17 protein-coding genes are annotated in these 17,948 nt (G+C 37.2%); 11 read left to right on the top strand and 6 right to left on the bottom strand.

The genetic code is table 11. From position 1 onward, the window contains the following. Window positions 1-94: 94 nt before the first annotated feature. Entirely contained in the window at window positions 95-1,243 is a 1,149-nt protein-coding gene (locus AC13EX_RS15810) for a cystathionine gamma-synthase (RefSeq protein ID WP_482893421.1), read from the top strand. Here the strand turns inward: AC13EX_RS15810 and AC13EX_RS15805 are convergent. The 5 genes from AC13EX_RS15805 to AC13EX_RS15785 form a co-directional block, all read right to left on the bottom strand. Beyond that, window positions 1,235-2,071 carry a hypothetical protein gene (locus AC13EX_RS15805; RefSeq protein WP_482893420.1) on the bottom strand — a complete coding sequence of 279 codons (837 nt, stop codon included), beginning with the start codon at window positions 2,069-2,071 and terminating at the stop codon, window positions 1,235-1,237. The genes AC13EX_RS15810 and AC13EX_RS15805 overlap by 9 nt on opposite strands. Before the next feature lie 2 nt (window positions 2,072-2,073). Next, the gene (locus AC13EX_RS15800; protein WP_482893419.1) at window positions 2,074-3,036 is read right to left on the bottom strand and encodes a Smr/MutS family protein; all 963 of its coding nucleotides are present in this window, start codon (window positions 3,034-3,036) and stop codon (window positions 2,074-2,076) included. Window positions 3,037-3,373: 337 nt separating this feature from the next. Continuing rightward, window positions 3,374-6,148: a leucine--tRNA ligase gene (leuS, locus tag AC13EX_RS15795; protein WP_482893418.1), complete on the bottom strand. Its 2,775-nt coding sequence runs from the start codon at window positions 6,146-6,148 to the stop codon at window positions 3,374-3,376. A gap of 126 nt (window positions 6,149-6,274) precedes the next feature. Continuing rightward, window positions 6,275-7,219 (bottom strand): hypothetical protein, encoded by a 945-nt coding sequence (locus AC13EX_RS15790; protein WP_482893417.1) that lies wholly within the window; start codon window positions 7,217-7,219, stop codon window positions 6,275-6,277. Window positions 7,220-7,301: 82 nt separating this feature from the next. After that, entirely contained in the window at window positions 7,302-8,207 is a 906-nt protein-coding gene (locus AC13EX_RS15785) for a mechanosensitive ion channel family protein (protein ID WP_048640780.1), read from the bottom strand. Between the two features lie 222 nt (window positions 8,208-8,429). On the opposite strand from AC13EX_RS15785, the gene AC13EX_RS15780 reads away from it, so the two are divergent. Genes AC13EX_RS15780 through AC13EX_RS15765 form a run of 4 tightly spaced genes read left to right on the top strand, consistent with a single transcriptional unit; the run spans window position 8,430 to window position 13,059 of the window. Beyond that, the gene (locus tag AC13EX_RS15780) at window positions 8,430-9,971 is read left to right on the top strand and encodes a bifunctional GNAT family N-acetyltransferase/carbon-nitrogen hydrolase family protein (protein ID WP_048640781.1); all 1,542 of its coding nucleotides are present in this window, start codon (window positions 8,430-8,432) and stop codon (window positions 9,969-9,971) included. Next, window positions 9,971-10,531: a KdsC family phosphatase gene (locus AC13EX_RS15775; protein ID WP_048644345.1), complete on the top strand. Its 561-nt coding sequence runs from the start codon at window positions 9,971-9,973 to the stop codon at window positions 10,529-10,531. Before AC13EX_RS15780 ends, AC13EX_RS15775 begins: the two co-directional genes overlap by 1 nt. 9 nt (window positions 10,532-10,540) lie before the next feature. Further along, window positions 10,541-11,389: a 3-deoxy-8-phosphooctulonate synthase gene (kdsA, locus tag AC13EX_RS15770; protein WP_048640782.1), complete on the top strand. Its 849-nt coding sequence runs from the start codon at window positions 10,541-10,543 to the stop codon at window positions 11,387-11,389. Next, entirely contained in the window at window positions 11,386-13,059 is a 1,674-nt protein-coding gene (locus AC13EX_RS15765; RefSeq protein WP_482893416.1) for a L,D-transpeptidase family protein, read from the top strand. The genes kdsA and AC13EX_RS15765 overlap by 4 nt, the downstream gene beginning before the upstream one ends. A 19-nt stretch (window positions 13,060-13,078) precedes the next feature. Here AC13EX_RS15765 and AC13EX_RS15760 read toward each other — a convergent pair whose 3' ends face one another. Further along, window positions 13,079-13,807 carry a murein L,D-transpeptidase catalytic domain family protein gene (locus AC13EX_RS15760; RefSeq protein WP_482893415.1) on the bottom strand — a complete coding sequence of 243 codons (729 nt, stop codon included), beginning with the start codon at window positions 13,805-13,807 and terminating at the stop codon, window positions 13,079-13,081. 779 nt (window positions 13,808-14,586) lie between these two features. Between AC13EX_RS15760 and AC13EX_RS15755 the strand changes: the two genes are divergently transcribed. The 6 genes from AC13EX_RS15755 (at window position 14,587) to AC13EX_RS15730 (ending at window position 17,937) form a co-directional block, all read left to right on the top strand. Beyond that, window positions 14,587-14,997, top strand: coding sequence for a 6-pyruvoyl trahydropterin synthase family protein (locus tag AC13EX_RS15755; protein ID WP_048640787.1), 411 nt, complete (start codon window positions 14,587-14,589; stop codon window positions 14,995-14,997). After that, window positions 14,957-15,658, top strand: a complete 702-nt coding sequence (folE, locus tag AC13EX_RS15750; protein WP_048640788.1) for a GTP cyclohydrolase I FolE — start codon at window positions 14,957-14,959, stop codon at window positions 15,656-15,658. Before AC13EX_RS15755 ends, folE begins: the two co-directional genes overlap by 41 nt. A gap of 148 nt (window positions 15,659-15,806) precedes the next feature. Beyond that, window positions 15,807-16,487, top strand: coding sequence for an SDR family NAD(P)-dependent oxidoreductase (locus AC13EX_RS15745; protein ID WP_482893414.1), 681 nt, complete (start codon window positions 15,807-15,809; stop codon window positions 16,485-16,487). A 66-nt stretch (window positions 16,488-16,553) separates the two neighbouring features. Continuing rightward, the gene (locus tag AC13EX_RS15740) at window positions 16,554-16,808 is read left to right on the top strand and encodes a hypothetical protein (RefSeq protein ID WP_048644347.1); all 255 of its coding nucleotides are present in this window, start codon (window positions 16,554-16,556) and stop codon (window positions 16,806-16,808) included. Window positions 16,809-16,864: 56 nt separating this feature from the next. Beyond that, window positions 16,865-17,308 (top strand): hypothetical protein, encoded by a 444-nt coding sequence (locus AC13EX_RS15735; protein ID WP_048640789.1) that lies wholly within the window; start codon window positions 16,865-16,867, stop codon window positions 17,306-17,308. After that, complete coding sequence (locus AC13EX_RS15730; RefSeq protein ID WP_339713262.1) at window positions 17,308-17,937, top strand: flavin reductase family protein; 630 nt, start codon at window positions 17,308-17,310, stop codon at window positions 17,935-17,937. Before AC13EX_RS15735 ends, AC13EX_RS15730 begins: the two co-directional genes overlap by 1 nt. The last annotated feature ends 11 nt before the right edge of the window (window positions 17,938-17,948 follow it).

The raw sequence follows: 17,948 nt of genomic DNA, 5'->3' as shown, positions 1-17,948 counted from the left end.
CAAAACTAGAAATATTTCTGACTAAAAGTTCATCAAATTGAGGCTTTAAATGAGAACATACCTTATTTGATAGAAAAACCATATATATTAACCTATGAAATTTGCTACAAAAGCCATACATGCGGGAATTAAACCGGATCCAGGCACAGGGGCAATCATGACCCCAATCTTTCAAACCTCCACCTATGTACAAAAATCACCGGGCGATCACAAAGGTTTCGAATACTCAAGAACACAAAATCCTACCAGGCAGGCACTGGAAAACAATCTTGTAGCTCTAGAAAATGGCAATCACGGACTTTGCTTTGCCTCTGGAATGGCTTCCATAGACTGTATACTTAAATTATTGAAGCCTGGCGATGAAGTCATCAGTACCAATGATCTTTATGGGGGTACTTACAGGATTTTTACAAAGGTTTTCTCGAAATATGGAATAAAATTCCATTTTGTAAACATGGAAAACCCAGAAAACATCCTTCCTTATATCAACGAAAACACCAAGTTGATTTGGGCCGAAACCCCCACCAACCCAATGATGAATATCATTGACATCAAAGCACTTGGTGAGATTGCTAAAAGCAACAAAATCCTCTTTGGAGTTGACAATACTTTTGCCACCCCTTTTCTTCAGACACCTTTGGACTTGGGCGCGGACCTAGTAATGCACTCTGTAACCAAATACCTTGCAGGTCATTCCGATGTGGTAATGGGAGCCATTGTAGTAAAAGACAAACAGCTCGCTGAAGATCTTTCCTTCATTCAAAACTCTTGTGGTGCTGTACCTGGTCCACAAGATTGTTTCTTAGTGCTACGAGGCATTAAGACTTTGCACCTAAGAATGGAAAGACATTGCCAGAATGGTAAAACAATTGCTGCCTACCTAAAAAATCATCCTAAGGTAGACAAAGTGTTTTGGCCAGGCTTCGAAGATCACCCAAACCATCAGGTTGCAAAAAATCAAATGAAATATTTTGGAGGTATGATTTCTTTTACCTTAGAGAACAATCAAATTAAGGATGCAATCAGTGTTTTAGAAAACTTTGAAATCTTTGTATTGGCTGAATCTTTAGGAGGAGTGGAATCGCTCTGTGGACATCCTGCTTCCATGACCCATGCCAGTATCCCTAAAGCTGAAAGAGAGAAAGTAGGCCTATCGGATTCATTGATTAGGCTAAGTGTAGGAATTGAGGATGCTGAAGACCTTAAAAATGACCTTGCGCAGGCTTTAAATAAATTAATTTAGCATTTTAGTGAAGAGATATTGACATCGATTGTCAATATCCTTCGTTAATTCTTTATGATTTTTTTGTAGGAAGGCAAGAACCGTTTGGTACTTTTTACTTATATCTTCTTTTTTACCAAGATGACTTCCAAGATGTTGAAGTAACAGTTGATTTTTATGCCAATTCACCATCTCCTTAACCAGAAGGTCAATCTCTTGATGAACCTTATGGGTGAAAATGGAATTAAGGCCTATTGCCAACCTTATTTTTTCTAAAACAGTTACCTTTTTCAGCCCTTTGTAAATCTCACTTATGGTTTGGGCATCAAGCCGGGTTTTAGTGCCAAAATTGAAGAATTCAACCTCTTCATTGATGATTTGATTAATGGCAGTATTAATCGACAATATGGACATACCTTTAGAATATTGCCAGATATTTCTGTTGAGATCTTCCCACTTTTGTAAAGGTATTGAGAGAATCAGCTCATATACCTCAGAATAAACCCTATGTTTATCCGAGGAGATAAGCTTTTCATATTCTGGATAATCGTGTTTATTTGCCTGCATATAGGTTATATAACCATCTTGGATAAACCGAATATGCTTTACTTTTCTGAGGTTTTTATGCAACTCCTTAAAGGGGGTGAAAATTCGACCAATTTCACGCTTCTTATTAAAATGTACCCTTTCTAATAATTGGATATAAACCCTAAAAAATTCTAAATGGGATTCAAGCTCTATGGATTTTTTTGATTTTAACTTCTTCGATAATTCCTCAAATAATACCTTACCGGCATCATAGTGCTTATCAAAAACATGTAAAACCAGAGGTAAGGTAGAAGGTTCCATAGCTATTCGTTTATCTTTACAGTTGTCGCTCCATATCCAAAATTAGTCTTTTGACTATCCTTAAAATATTTTATTCCTTTAAGCTGACTTAAATATTTATGAATATTTTTCCTCAAAACTCCATTTCCAATTCCGTGAATAAAGACAATTTCATCCATACCTGATACAATCGCATCATTTAAGTTGGACTCAAAAGTTTTCATTTGAAGTTGAATCATTTCGCTGTTACTCATCAGGTCATAATCATCAGTCAATTTCTCTATATGAAGGTCAACTGAAGCAGGAGGTCTCTTAACCTTTGCTGCTGGATAAATATCTTGCGGAGCAGGATTGAGCTCTTTATTTAACTTACTAACATTAAGGGTTTTGATCGTTTCATCGAGCTTGAAAAAATAGGCGTCTTTATTTAACAATGGTGCCTTCCCCATAGTTTTGAAAAAGGAGGACGCTTTCAACTTTACATTCCGAACCTGAACAGGCTGCTGTTTTTCCAGACGCTTGTTCAACAAAACCATCATTATGCTGAATGGTGGCCATTGTTCAAATTCCTGAAGCATTTTTTCTCCTAACTTGGTAAATGACTTCGCCTTAACCACACCTGCACCAATATTTTTTGAATTGTCACCCTGCAATTCATCTAATGAATACAGACAATCTTTGGTTGTGTTGTTAATTAGCACCAGATCATGGACCTGATCGTTATAAGGAGCATAAGCTATATATACACCTTCTTCTTTGTCAGATTCATTGCTTTTCGAAACACTAGAAAGGAAGCCTGTAGTTTTTTTTGGCTTGGTGTCGAAATAGGCCTCCTCGGCTTCATTGATGAGAACCAACTCAGATTTTAAAGCAGGAATTCTAAATCCATCTTCAATTTCAATTTCAACCTGTCCACCAGAAGAAAGCTTGGTAATGACTCCTTCCTCCTTTCCATGCAGTAATCTTACCTTATCCCCTATGTTCATATTCCAAATTTACCAAATAGATTGGGGATATTCACAATTAATTGCCTTTGATTCCAGTATTTCATCTCAATCTAATCCTGAAATTTATTCTGTAAATCGACAATGATCTTTGATCCTAAAAATTCAAAGCCCCTTCTTTTCTCTAATAAGACCATTTCAAATACAGCCAATATTTTGCCATTTCTGACTTAAAAGTAACCTAGGCTAAAACACGAAAGCTTAAATATCAATCATTCGAGATGGGCCTAAATCCCGGTGATAAGCCACATAATCCTTAAATGCCCAATTATAATAAAAAAGGCCCATTTCAAGATGAAACGAGCCTTTTTCTATTTTTTTAAAGTACAATATTCACTATTTTCCCAGGGACTACGATCACCTTTTTAGGTTTTTGTCCTTTGGTCCATTTCTGAATTTGTTCGTCACCCAATGCAGCATCCTCAATTTCCTGTTTAGATAAACTAAGAGACAATTCAATTTTAGCTCTCATTTTACCATTGATAGACACAGGATACTGATGACTCTCTTCGGCAAGGTACTTTTCCTCAGCTTGAGGAAATTTAGAATTGATAATTGACTCCTCATGTCCAAGCTTTTCCCATAATTCCTCTGAAATATGGGGAGCATAAGGCGATAATACAACCAATAAAGGCTCCAAAACCTCTCTATTGTTACATTTTAAAGCCGACAGCTCATTTACACAAATCATAAATGAAGATACTGAGGTATTAAAAGCATGACGCTCAATATCCTCCTCCACTTTTTTCATTGTTTTATGCAAAGACTTTAGGGCTTCCTTGGAGGCTGGTTTATCAGAAACATTCCATTCTCCATTTTGGTCATGGAATAACCTCCATAGCTTTTTCAAAAATTTGAATACCCCATCAATCCCATTGGTATTCCAAGGCTTAAATTGCTCCAATGGGCCTAGAAACATTTCATATAACCTCAGGGTATCTGCCCCATAGCTTTCAATTACATCATCTGGATTGACCACATTGTACTTGGACTTTGACATCTTCTCCACTTCTGCACCACAATTATACTTGCCATCTTCAAGTATAAATTCAGCATCCTTGAGATCAGGTCTCCAGTTTTTAAATGCTTCCAAATCCAATTGATCATTATGGACAATATTTACATCAACATGCATTGGGCTCACATCGTGTTCCCCTATCAATCCACGGCTGACAAAGGTATTTGTACCTTTTTTTCGATAGACAAAGTTAGACCTACCCTGGATCATTCCCTGATTGATCATTTTTTGGAAAGGCTCTTCAATTGGCACAAGGCCCCTATCAAACAAAAACTTTGTCCAAAACCTTGAATAAAGCAAGTGCCCGGTAGCATGCTCTGCCCCTCCAATATATAAATCTACGGCTCCCCAATATTCAGCAGCACTTTTACTTACAAATTCTTCCTTATTGTTGGCATCCATGTAACGGAAAAAATACCAGCTTGAACCAGCCCATCCCGGCATGGTACTCATCTCTAAAGGACAATTACCTGAATCAGTTTTATAAGTCCAGTCTTTGGCTCTACCCAAAGGTGGTGCTCCATCTTCTGTAGGCAAATATTTATCAACTTCAGGTAGCCTTAAAGGCAAATCACTTTCATCAATAAGGTAAGGTAAATTATCTTTAAAATAAACAGGAAGAGGCTCACCCCAATAACGCTGACGGGTAAAGATTGCATCCCTCATTTTATATTGGATCTTGCCTTTTCCGATTCCTTTTTCTTCTAGAAAAGCGATGGCTTTGTCCATGGCTTCCTGCATTTCCAATCCACTTATAAAACCGGAATTCATGATAGTCCCACCTTTACCTGGGAAGGAACCTTCAGACATATCTCCTTCTATAACCTGCCTTTTTTCTAACCCAAAGTGATTGGCAAAATTGAAATCACGTTCATCATGCGCTGGAACAGCCATAACAGCTCCTGTTCCATAACCAGCCAAAACATAATCCGCAATCCATATTGGAATAGCTTCACCATTGAATGGGTTTTTCGCATAACTACCTGTAAATGCACCTGAAATGGTTTTCACATCCGTCATCCTATCCCGCTCTGACCTGTTCTTGGCCTGAGCTACATAATCTTCTGCAGTTTCTTTTTGATCCTTAGTTATCAACTTCTCTACCAACTCATGCTCAGGTGCCAAGGCCAAATAAGTCACCCCATATATGGTATCAATACGGGTAGTAAAAACCTTGATCTTTTCGTCCTGACCTACTACATCAAAAACCATTTCAGCACCAAGAGATCTGCCAATCCAATTCCTCTGCATTTCTTTAACTGGATCCGGCCAATCAAGAGCTTCCAGGCCATTGAGCAAACGTTCTGCATAAGCAGTTATTCGCATGCTCCACTGCATCATGCGCTTTCGCTCTACAGGATGCCCCCCTCTTTCAGAAAAACCATCTTTGACTTCATCGTTTGAAAGCACTGTTCCTAAAGCTCCACACCAGTTAACTGTGGTTTCTGCCAAATAGGTCAACCTGTATCTTAGCAGCATTTTCTGTTTTTCCTCTTCGGAAAATTGATTCCAATCGTCCTTACTGAACAACTCAGTATCATCGTCACAGACTGCCTTTATATTTTTATTCCCCTCTTTATCAAAAACCGAGATTAGATGAGCAATAGAAAGAGCCTTGTCAGCCTCTAAATCGTAATAGCTTTCAAATAGCTGACAAAAGATCCACTGGGTCCAACGATAATACTCAGGATCGGAAGTTCTTACCTCCTTGCTCCAATCAAAAGCAAAACCTATGTTTTTTAATTGTTCAGTATACCTTTTAATATTGTCCTCAGTGGTTAAGGCTGGGTGTTGCCCGGTCTGTATCGCATATTGCTCTGCCGGAAGCCCGAAAGAATCATAGCCCATTGGGTGCAATACATTAAAGCCTTTTAATCTTTTATATCGTGTTACAATATCAGAAGCTATATATCCCAGTGGGTGTCCTACATGTAGTCCCGCCCCTGAAGGATATGGAAACATATCCAGAGAATAAAATTTTGGCTTATTTGCTACCGGATTGGCATTGAAAATTCCCGTTTGCTCCCAACGGTCCTGCCATTTTTTTTCAATGGTGCGAAAGTTATAATCAGACATTTTCAGTAATTGTAAAATTATTGGTCAATTCAATTCCAAAAGTATAAAAAATATCCCTATTCATTTCGAATATGGGTCACTATATGCGATTCACTAGATAATTAACAAAAAATGATGTGCTAAACTTTACCAGTACCGAAATCCCCTACCCTTTTTACGGAAGATCCAGTTGTCCCATATATCTTTAGAAAAATAGATCTCAGCCCCAAAGTTCAAAGTAAAATAGCCATCGTACCTTGCACCAGGCTCATTGAGCCGTGGATCTCCACTACCTCTCCTTGCACTCCCTCTGGTATTTCTTATTAATTCAATATTAGGTTCACCATTAGGAAGTAAAAACCTGTCTTGCCTGATGGAAAGACGCAACCTGTCTGGATTTTCTCCTGATATATAGTCATCAATTAATTCTTCATAATACCCTGAAATATTAAAAGTACTGACATCATCGAGGTAATCAGAAAATGTGAATCGATAGTTCCCCTCAATAAAAAAGTCCATATAGACATTGGCTTTATATTTTATACCTAGCCCCATGGGGAAAACGGTTACAATATTATTGTAAAGCTCATTTTCAGTTCTTAATGGGCGCAGATCCACCCATCTTCCATTGTAAGTTGTTTGTGGATTATTGGTACTGGCGCCTATACCAAAAAAGACATAGGGGTTAAAAAACTCTCTGGTGATATTGTAAACTTTTACAGGCTTCAAGTAATATTCCATCAACAAAGCTGCTTCCCAATTCCTACTTCGGAAATTTAAATTTCTAGGTATCCTCCCACTAGAAGGATCAGCATGATCATCCTGCCCCGAGATTTGATAATATCCAATGTCACCTCTGGCCTTTAAATTAGTTCCAACAATATATCTGGCACTAATCCCTGCATTATAGTCTGGTTGAACTCCTTCTTTGTATTGCCAAAGCGCATAAAGATCTCCAAAATATTGAGAAGGCCCACCTTGAATGGAAAATGACCATGGTTCTTCAACCCTAAACCTATAAATACTCTGGGCAAATGTTTGTATTGAAATTGCTGTTAGAAAAAATGCTATAAAAAATATTCTCTTCCTCATTTTTCTCTTGTACCTTATCTTTTGTCATTAACCAATTGGCAATAAACCCCATAAAGATAAATAGATTGGCCCAATAAAAAAATTAGTCATTGTCAATTTTGTGTAAGCCAGAACGAATATGCAAGTCTCTCTGAGGAAAAGGAATTTCCACATTCTCCTCTTTAAACCGCCTAAAAATCTCATAATACAACTGGCTTCTCAATACACTTGGTCGGTTAGTATACTCAGTAGTCCATACCCTAAGATTAAAATCAATACTACTGTCATTGTATTTATCAAAAAGCACATCAGGTTTAGGCTGTTTTAGAACCCCTGAATTCCTCTCCACCACCTCTAGCAATATCTTTTTAATTTTTTCCGGATCTTCTTTGTAAGATACCCCTACAGGTATGTTGAACCTTATATTCCCGTCATTATAAGACCAATTGATCACTGAATTATCTATGAATTGACTATTGGGTACTATTATTGCAATATTATCATTTGTAAGAATAATTGTAGACCTGGCCGAAATTTTAACCACATCTCCATACACATCGTCTACCTCTATCCTATCTCCTACTTTTATTGGTCTTTCGAATAATATAATCAGCCCACTGATAAAATTATTGGTAATATTCTGTAAACCAAAGCCTATACCAACACCTATAGCTCCTGCTAAAATCCCTAAAGCACTTAGGTCTACATTGCTATTTTGCAAAATGGTAACAAGGCCAATAATAATCAATAGGTATTTAAAAATGGTGGCAATCGATTGCCTCATCCCTAACTCCAGCTTATACCTGGCCAATATTTTATTGGCTAGAAATTTCCTCGCTAACTCAGAAATAACAAATACCAAAATGATAGAAAAAGTCAATCCTAAGAACAATCCTATGGTAAGATTCGTTTCCCCAACCATTAACAGTTTATAATTGAGTAACGCATTGATTTTATCTAGGAAACTACTGAAATCGCCTCCTTTAATGTCTTGTATTATTTCACTCATAACTTAATGATTTTGTCAAAAAGACTTCTAAACTTAATAAAACAATATAGTGAATTAAAAAATATTATTTTAAAACTATCAACTTACACATTCAAATATTATGCTTAACTAACAACATCATTAAGTTTGTTTTTAGCACATATTGAAAATCATTTAAAAAATTACGCTTGTATTTCTACTATAATTTACATTTTAGGTACATTTGTTGCTAATTTCATTCTCATGAGTAAACAAAAGGAAGAACTCGAACACAGGCTTAAACTCAGAAACATCAAACATTCTGATTTTAATGACATCCGTGATATAATGGTCTCAACGTATAAAACCCAGGCCATGTCTTGGACCAAGGATGAATTCAAAAGTCAACTTAACGCCTTCCCTGAAGGTCAGATTTGCCTAGAAGATAATGGCAAGGTAGTAGCTGTCGCGATGAGCCTTATTGTAGATTACTCCAAATATGGAGACAATCATTCTTATGATCAAATCACTGGCTTTGGCAAATTCGATACCCATGATCCAGAAGGAGACACCTTATATGGTACGGATGTATTTGTAGACAGAGAATACAGAGGCCTACGCTTAGGCAGAAGACTATATGATGCAAGAAAGGAACTTTGCGAAAACCTTAACCTGAGGTCCATTATAGCTGGGGGGAGAATACCAGGATACAGCAAATTCGCAGACCAAATGTCGCCGAGAAAATACATAGAATTGGTTAAGAACAAGGAAATATTTGACCCTGTACTTTCCTTTCAGCTTGCGAATGAATTTCACGTTAGAAAAGTCATTACCAAATATCTTCCTGAAGACACTGATTCACGTGCTTACGCCACATTACTTGAATGGATCAATATTTATTATGAAAAAGACGAAAAATTAATTGGCAATAAAAAGACAATTGTTAGGTTAGGCCTCGTTCAGTGGAAAATGAGAAGATTCATTGACGTGGATGACCTGATGCAGCAAGTAGAGTTTTTCGTAGACACTGTTTCTGATTACCAATCTGACTTCTGCCTGTTCCCCGAATTTTTCAATGCCCCTCTATTGGCAGGTTTCAATAAAATGGACGCTTCTGAGGCCATCAGAAACCTAGCTGACTATACTGAGGAGATAGTCAATCGAATGCGGGACCTAGCCTTGTCCTATAATGTCAATATTATAGCTGGAAGTATGCCTGAATATGATGGGAAAAAACTTCGAAATGTAAGTTACCTTTGCAGAAGAGATGGTACCATGGACAAGCAATACAAACTTCATATCACACCTGATGAACAATCTTATTGGGGCCTTCAGGGTGGAAATGGCATAAAAGTATTTGATACTGATGCTGGTAAAATTGGAATCCTTATCTGTTATGATGTGGAATTCCCTGAGTTGGGTAGAATTTTGGCAGAGAAAGAAATGGATATACTATTTGTTCCATTTTGGACAGATACAAAAAACGCCTACCTAAGAGTAAGCACCTGTGCCAAAGCCAGGGCCATAGAGAATGAATGTTATGTAGCCATCACGGGCTCGGTAGGTAATTTACCAAGAGTTGAAAATATGGACATCCAGCATTCTCAGGCGGCGATTTACTCTCCTTCTGATTTTTCTTTTCCTCATGACGCAATAATAGCAGAAGCTTCTCTCAACACAGAAACAACCATCGTTGCTGATGTTGATTTAGGACTATTGACAAAACTACGAAAAACAGGTAGTGTGCGAAACCTCGAACAAAGAAGATTGGATTTGTATTCCATACAATGGAAAAACAAGAGATAATGAATTACTTTAATACGAATTACGAAAAGGCCCTAAAGCAAGCAAGTCAAATAAAGCTTATTGTCACAGATCTGGACGGTGTATTGACGGACGGAGGAATCATTCTGGACGACAATGGTATGGAGTACAAAAGGTTTCAGGTGAAGGATGGTCAAATCATCCCATATTTACATAAATTCGAAATTAAAACAGGAATAATTACCGGCCGAAACGTACAGGTTTCCAAAATCCGCTGCGAACAAATGGGAGTAGATTTTCATTTCCATGGTATCCGTGATAAATGGAAAACTTTATCGGAGGTAATTGGGGAAATGAAATTAAATCCAAGCCAGGTTGCCTATATTGGAGATGATATAATCGACCTTGAGTTATTATTGAATGTTGGTTTTTCGGCTGCTCCTGCCGATGCCATGGACTATGTCAAAGAAAAGGTAACTTATGTCACTTTAAAAAAGGGAGGACAAGGGGCATTTAGAGAATTGGCTGACTTAATCCTATTTTCAAATGGAAACCTGCCCTCTTCACCTGTCAAAATAAACAGCTCATCACCTAACTATTAAAATCGAAAAATGGAAAGAAGCAAGCATACCATGACCATCAAAGAAAACATTGAACTAGGTGGAGATCAACCCGTTTTATTCTCTGGTCCTTGCGCTGTAGAAAGCATGGATATCTGCTTGGAAATCGGTAGTACGGTTAAAGCCCTTTCTGAAAAACATGGTTTTGAATATGTCTTTAAAGCTTCATTCGACAAAGCAAACAGGACCTCCTCTGATTCCTACAGAGGCATTGGTTTTGATAAATCTTTGCAAGTATTACAAACGGTTGGCAAAACACTGAATGTACCAATAGTGACAGATGTTCATGAAAGCTATCAGGTAGAAGCAGTGGCTGCAGTAGCTGATGTTATTCAGATTCCCGCCTTTCTATGCCGGCAAACAGACCTTCTGATAGCTGCAGGAAAAACAGGTAAGGCAATTAAAATTAAAAGAGGACAATTCATGGCTCCGGAAGACATGAAATATGCAGTAGATAAAGTTAGGGGGACAGGCAATGACAATGTTGCGCTCACAGAAAGGGGATTCTCATTAGGCTACCATAATCTTGTTGTGGACATGCGCGCTCTTCCTATTATGCGCCAGTTTGCTCCAGTAATATTTGATGTCACTCATAGTGTTCAACAACCTGGAGCCAATAAAGGAAGTAGTGGCGGACAACGTCAAATGGCACCATATCTTGCCAGGGCAGCGGGGGCTGCAGGAGTAGATGGATTCTTCATCGAAACCCATCCCAACCCTGCCATTGCCTTAAGTGACGGGCCAAATATGATCCCTCTTGCTGACATGGACAGCTTTCTTGCAATGCTGAAAAGTGCATGGGAGCTAGGAAATCAATTCAAAAATTATTCCTTGTTATGAAAAAAGTAAAGTGGTGTTTCTATTTTCTACTGGTAATCCAACTCTTTTTCCTAAAGCTAGTGGCTTTTGCGCAAGACCAATCTGTAACCAACGAAATTAGAACGCTACTTGAAGGAGACAGTACCTATTTAAACATCGTCTTTAATGATAGTCCTTTACATTCTCCAAGCGAATTATTCTCCTTTTATTCCGACAGGGCATTTGAACCCAGCTGGTCTGTAAACCAAATCCTCACATGCAATGCTCTTGAATTGCGTTTACTCATTCAACAAGCTGAATTCGAAGGCTTGGTACCAGAGGATTATCACCTTGAAGGACTCAATCCCTTTTTTGAAAAATTTTTCAATGGAACACCATTAACACCACTAGAACTGGCTAAGGTGGATTTTTTGCTAAGCGATGCATTCATCTTATATGCCAATCATATTTATACAGGTAAGGTACATCCTGAACATATTAATGGTTCTTGGGAAATAATACAAAAAGTTAACGAGCCTAAGGTTCTGGAAAAACTAAACCTAGCCGTTACTCAAAACGAGGTCAGAACCCAGATATTTAGCCTTCATCCCAAATTTGCCATCTACAAACGCATGAGGCAATCTATGATCAAATACCTTGATCTTCAAAAAGAACAAGTAGATGAGAAATGGGAGACTATAAAAATCAAGGACGCAATCGAACTTTCCCAGGCGAATCCACAAATCAACACCATCAGAAAAAGACTTTTATTTTGGGCTGACTTAGATGATTACCAAGTCCAGGAAGGAAATGGAGATATTTATGATTCCCTGTTGATGGAAGGCGTTAAAAATTTCCAACAAAGAAATGGTCTTCAAGCCGACGGAGTATTGGGAAAGGCCACAATTGAGGCATTAAATAAAAATCCAAAAGAGCTTATCAAACAGGTGAGTGTAAACATGGAACGGTTAAGATGGCTTCCAGACACTACAGTAAATGAATTCATACTGGTGAACATTGCCAATTATAGCATGGAATATATTCGGGAAATGGACACCTTGCTTCACTCTAATGCTATTGTGGGAAAGACCTATAGAAAGACTCCTGTATTTAATGCGGGCATGTCCTATTTGGTATTTAGCCCTACTTGGACAGTTCCTCCTACAATATTAAAAAATGATGTGATTCCTGCAGTGAAGAAAAATTTAAATTATCTGACTGCTAAAAACATGAGAATTCTTGATTTTTCAGGCCAAGAAATCAACCCCTCTACTTTAAACTGGAAATCGGTTAACGGAAACAACTTCAAATACATGGTAAGGCAGGATCCAGGTAAGGACAATGCCCTTGGCCAGGTAAAGTTTATGTTTCCAAACAAACACAACGTATACATTCACGACACTCCTTCAAGAACACTTTTCTCCAAAGAAGACCGGGCATTAAGTTCAGGATGTATTCGTATACAGAAGCCTTTTGAACTGGCTAAGCTTTTACTTGCAGATCAACCCGATTGGACAGACGAACTGATTAAGAAGGCAATGTCATCAAGTAAAGCACAATCTGTTAGCCTTACTAGAAAAATCCCTGTCATCATCCTCTATCTTACTTTTTGGACAGACAGCAAAGGTAAAGAGCAAGTAAGAAAAGACATCTATTCCAGAGATGATGAATTGTTTCTATTACTGCAAAAACCTGTGATAAATACTAATTGAATCCTATAATAATTTTGTATTAGCCTGCCGATAAATTACCGATAAAAGCAGATTGATTTAAATATTCTTTTTCACTGGCATGAATAAACAAACAGCTTTTGTCCTTTATCAAGTCAATAATATCCTCAAACTCATCATCTGGTAGTGCTGGACAGCCAAGGCTTCTCCCCAACCTACCATGACGCTTAACAAAAGAAGCTTCTGCGTAATCCGCTGCATGCATCACTATGGCCCTTAACCTAGCATTGTCATTGACACCTTCTTCCATACCGTCTAACCTTAGGGACTTGCCATGTTTACCAAAATAAGTTTCTCCTGTCAGGTAAAACCCAAGACTACTCATGTAACTTTCAGGAACATTTGAAAATTTCTCAGCATGAAGCCCTCCAGAATTTCTCCCATGAGCAACCAAAGAGACATGTTCCATGCCTTGGTTTTGAATATCGATAACCCAAAGTCTTTCTTCGGAAGAAGGTAAATCAAAATCTATAATTGTCAATGGTTTTCCTTCTTCAAGCATACCTTCACTCACCATTTTCAAATACCCTTCATAGGCCAATAACAGGACTTCTTTCTTCAAGGACTTATGATCCGCACGAATGTTATCCCATAAATTTTCGACCACAGTCTCCACCTTACTTGAAACAAGTTTTGGCTCATTTTTTCTTACCTGGTCTTCAAATTTTTTTACTTCAAATGAAAAAACCGGGAAAACGACTAGAAGTGTAAAGGCTATAATTTTTAACATAAAATGAATAGTTATAGATAGGATTTGTACCTGAATCCAACCCTAAAAAAGCAATACCACAAATATATAAGTCAATAAAGCTGGTAAATAATTCCCTGAACCATTGGATATTTATTTTAAAACCTTAATATTTCTTCAATATTATTGACAGCCAACTGATTAACAACCTACCAACCGAAATACAACGGGTTATTAAAACAGATATTACATCTTTTAAATAAATTCTCAATTATTTTAAAATACTGCAGCTACACAAGTTACAAACCACTGATAACCAGGACATAAAAAACAAAAAAAGGAATTCACCCTTTCAAATTAAGAAACGCAACAGACACTTTGGTAAATAAAGGAATCATCTCTTAATAGGCTAAAGTGCTTTATAAATTTATCAAATAATTTAACGATTAGCAACTCCTTTTCATGGTAAAAGCCCTTGGCAAAATAAGAGCTAAAGCATATATAATTGTTCTTAAGGCATCTTTTACTATCATCTGCGCTATTTAACAAACCACGGTTTGATATTAAAACTTCAAAGAATTCATAACGTTTATACTAACCAGAACCTTGTTAAACTTTAGCAATGAACCAAGATTCTCTATTATTTAATTAATTTTGAACCCATTCCCCCTAATTCTTTGTTCTTTCGGTTGGAATAAAAAAATGGGATTAAAACGATTTCCAGGTCTTTTATCAAAAACACCTACTTTACGTTTTCTTCTCCCTTGGCGGGTTAATGAAACCATATTAAACAAAATTGGAAATCATCTGTTAGTGAATTTATGAAAATAGCCATTTATCGAAAAGAACACTTTAATGCTGCCCATAGGCTTCATAATCCGAAGTGGTCAGAAGAAAAAAACAATGAGGTTTTCGGGAAATGCAATAATGCCAGCTACCATGGTCACAATTACGATCTGGTAGTAAAATTATCTGGACCCATTGACCCAGAAACGGGTTATGTTTATGATATGAAAAGGCTTAAGGATGTAATAAAAAAACATGTTACCAGTAAACTTGATCATAAAAACTTAAATTTAGACGTCGATGAATTCAAAAACCTTAATCCAACTGCAGAAAACATTGCTGTGGTTATTTGGAATATTTTGAGAGAAGAAATTGAATTAAAATACGACTTAACAATTCGATTATATGAAACAGAAAGAAACTTTGTTGAATTCAGCGGAGATTGATCTCAATCAAACCATTGACGACTTAGGAGACGAACATATTTCTTCCTCCCATGAAACTCCATTGAGGGAAGATGCCTTTGAAATGGATGATGACCTGAAAATGGAATTGATTGAAAAACATTTTAAAGAGATAATGAACATTCTAGGAATGGACCTCAAAGATGATAGCCTGAAAGGCACACCACGTAGAGTTGCAAAAATGTTTGTTAAAGAGGTTTTTTCAGGCTTAGATCCTAAAAACAAACCTGAGGTAAAATTATTTCAGAATAAATACCGATACAATGAAATGTTGGTGGAGAAAGACATCACATTTTTCTCCCATTGTGAGCACCATTTTGTGCCCATTTATGGTAAGGCCCATGTGGCTTATATTTCCAAAGGAAATGTTATTGGTTTGTCTAAGATCAATAGGATTGTCCAATATTTCGCTAAAAGGCCTCAAGTTCAAGAAAGGCTTACAGTTCAAATTGGCAACGAGTTAAAAACAGCCTTGGGAACTGATGATGTAGCTGTAATTATGGATGCAGACCATATGTGTGTATCCAGCAGAGGCGTTAGAGACACCACCAGTAGCACGGTAACCTCTTTCTACAGTGGGCAATTTGAAAATGATTCTCAAAAGAGAAATGAGTTTCTCAAGTACATTTCAATGGCCCGGTAATATTCCGCAGACAAAGACCATTGCTTTCAACAAGCTTCTTAAGAAGAGCTGCCTAGGGGTAGTTCTTCTTTTTTTTAAGCTATTTATAAAGAATTATTAAACAATTTGACCACTTTTTCATTCTTATAAGTAAATAATGAATGTATAAATGAAGGGGAGCAATATTGTAATTATAGGGGGAAACAGTGGGATTGGTAAAAAGGTAGAAGAAATACTTATCAACGAAGGGGCTAAAGTATTTTCTTATTCAAGATCCAATTCGGGTTCTAATCATTTGGATATCCTAGAAGATTTTGAAGAGATACCCAAGCTACCTGATGTAGTACACGGATTGGTTTATTGCCCGGGGACCATCAACCTAAAACCTTTTAAGCGGATTAAGATTAGTGAATTTAGACAGGATTTAGAAATCAATTATTTGGGTGCAATAAAAACTCTACAATACTTGGAAAGTTTCTTAAAAAAAGCCAAAAATGCTTCTGTTGTACTTTATAGCACTGTTGCAGTTCAGACTGGCTTGGGCTTTCACAGCTCAGTGGCAGGAGCAAAAGGAGCGATTGAAGGACTTACTAGGTCTCTTGCTGCAGAATGGGCTAACTCAGGGATTCGCGTAAATGCTATTGCACCATCTCTCACTGACACAGCTCTAGCAAATTCCTTGCTTTCCACTGATGAAAAAAAAATAGCTGCAGCCAATAGACATCCTCTAGGACGATTTGGAACAGTCGATGACATCGCATCCTCTACTGTTTTTTTATTATCAGACAAATCATCATGGATAACTGGACAAATATTAAAGGTCGATGGAGGCATGTCTGTAATTAAATAGTCATTTAAAAGGCCTTTTTAGTTAAGATTGCAAAGGGATCAACCCAGGTACCAAAACAGCAGAGAAATGAGGACTCCACCGGAATCATATTTAATTTTTAAAGCAGAATTAAAAAAAGCACAGCTTGAAAAAGAGTTGTTAAAGCAAGAATATGAAGAAAAACTTACTAATATCAACCGGGAGCTTTCTAGGTTAAAGGAACAAATTTCAGCGCAACAAGAATTGATGAAAACTACCATCAACTATGCGATTAAGCTGGAGGATGACCTAGAAAATTTTAAACAAAAAGTAGAAAGTAAACCAAAAAACTCTTTTCACTAAAATATACTCCACAATTGCCGTTAGACTTACAGGTAACAAGTAAAAAGATACTGATTATGACCGACACCATAAATACAGTTGCACTAAAGGATTTCGAAGTTATTCTTGCGGAAAAGTATGCTCAAGTTTTAACCAATAAAAGTAAGGGCATTATCATTTGCATTTTATTGGTAGACTATGTCCCTATTGCAGATTTCAAAGCTGTTTTCAACAAAATAACTACAATCATAAAAGCTGGAGCTTACCAGAAATTTATTTTTGACAAACAAGCATTAAGGGCTTTTCACCAGCCAAGTATGGAATGGTACTTTTTGGAGTGGAAAAAAGAAGTGTATCAATACGGAATCAAAACCCATAGAAAAATTCTACCCAAGGAGGCCTGGTTTGTGAAAATGGTGATGATCGCTAAAAAACAGATCATTATGGATCATCCGGCTAATATAATTAAAGACCTTGATATTAAATATTGTGACACTATAAATGAGGCCATCCTAAATTAATGAAGCATTTCACCAAAGAAGCACTGTTAACCGCTGGTACTGCCTACAATAAAAATTTTATAAACTGCCTGAGCGGATATAAAAGCCTGAATTTAATTGGAAGTATCAACGAAGAAAGTTCAGAAACAAACCTTGCTCCGTTTAGTCAGGTTTTCCATATTGGGGCCAATCCACCTACAGTAGGCATTTTATTCCGCCCCCATTCCGTGGAACGACACACTTTGGAAAACATCCTACAAAATGGACATTTCACACTCAACCATGTGACAGAATCCTTCTACAAAGAAGCTCACCTTTCCAGTGCCCGATGGGAGAGGTCGGAGTTTGAGGCAACAGGTTTAAAAGAGGAATACTTAAATAATTTCATTGCGCCTTTTGTAGAAAAAAGTCCTTTAAAAGTTGCTTGTCTTCTTAAAGACAAGATCACCTTGGCTGTTAATGAAACGGTATTAATTATCGGAAGTATCGAAGAAGTATGGATAAAGCCACAAGCTGTTGAGGAAGATGGATTCATCTCCCTCGACAAGCTTGGAACCATTACCGTATCTGGATTAGACAGTTATCATATCGCAAATAAACTGGCTAGATTGACCTATGCCAAACCTGATAAACCAGTAAAAGAACTTTAAAAAAATCTTCT

The sequence above is a fragment of the Cyclobacterium sp. L-R genome, assembly GCF_056859355.1.
The sequence above is the reverse complement of the archived record's forward strand: the minus strand, read 5'-3'. Positions and strand labels throughout refer to the sequence as shown.

Coding starts and splice junctions, on each gene's coding strand:
- folE (WP_048640788.1), top strand. CDS start 14,957: ATGAAACAGAAAGAAACTTTGTTGAATTCAGCGGAGATTGATCTCAAT.
- leuS (WP_482893418.1), bottom strand. CDS start 6,148: ATGTCTGATTATAACTTTCGCACCATTGAAAAAAAATGGCAGGACCGT.
- AC13EX_RS15760 (WP_482893415.1), bottom strand. CDS start 13,807: ATGTTAAAAATTATAGCCTTTACACTTCTAGTCGTTTTCCCGGTTTTT.
- AC13EX_RS15790 (WP_482893417.1), bottom strand. CDS start 7,219: ATGAGGAAGAGAATATTTTTTATAGCATTTTTTCTAACAGCAATTTCA.
- AC13EX_RS15800 (WP_482893419.1), bottom strand. CDS start 3,036: ATGAACATAGGGGATAAGGTAAGATTACTGCATGGAAAGGAGGAAGGA.
- AC13EX_RS15775 (WP_048644345.1), top strand. CDS start 9,971: ATGAATTACTTTAATACGAATTACGAAAAGGCCCTAAAGCAAGCAAGT.
- AC13EX_RS15780 (WP_048640781.1), top strand. CDS start 8,430: ATGAGTAAACAAAAGGAAGAACTCGAACACAGGCTTAAACTCAGAAAC.
- AC13EX_RS15730 (WP_339713262.1), top strand. CDS start 17,308: ATGAAGCATTTCACCAAAGAAGCACTGTTAACCGCTGGTACTGCCTAC.
- AC13EX_RS15735 (WP_048640789.1), top strand. CDS start 16,865: ATGACCGACACCATAAATACAGTTGCACTAAAGGATTTCGAAGTTATT.
- kdsA (WP_048640782.1), top strand. CDS start 10,541: ATGGAAAGAAGCAAGCATACCATGACCATCAAAGAAAACATTGAACTA.
- AC13EX_RS15765 (WP_482893416.1), top strand. CDS start 11,386: ATGAAAAAAGTAAAGTGGTGTTTCTATTTTCTACTGGTAATCCAACTC.
- AC13EX_RS15805 (WP_482893420.1), bottom strand. CDS start 2,071: ATGGAACCTTCTACCTTACCTCTGGTTTTACATGTTTTTGATAAGCAC.
- AC13EX_RS15755 (WP_048640787.1), top strand. CDS start 14,587: ATGAAAATAGCCATTTATCGAAAAGAACACTTTAATGCTGCCCATAGG.
- AC13EX_RS15740 (WP_048644347.1), top strand. CDS start 16,554: ATGAGGACTCCACCGGAATCATATTTAATTTTTAAAGCAGAATTAAAA.
- AC13EX_RS15785 (WP_048640780.1), bottom strand. CDS start 8,207: ATGAGTGAAATAATACAAGACATTAAAGGAGGCGATTTCAGTAGTTTC.
- AC13EX_RS15810 (WP_482893421.1), top strand. CDS start 95: ATGAAATTTGCTACAAAAGCCATACATGCGGGAATTAAACCGGATCCA.
- AC13EX_RS15745 (WP_482893414.1), top strand. CDS start 15,807: ATGAAGGGGAGCAATATTGTAATTATAGGGGGAAACAGTGGGATTGGT.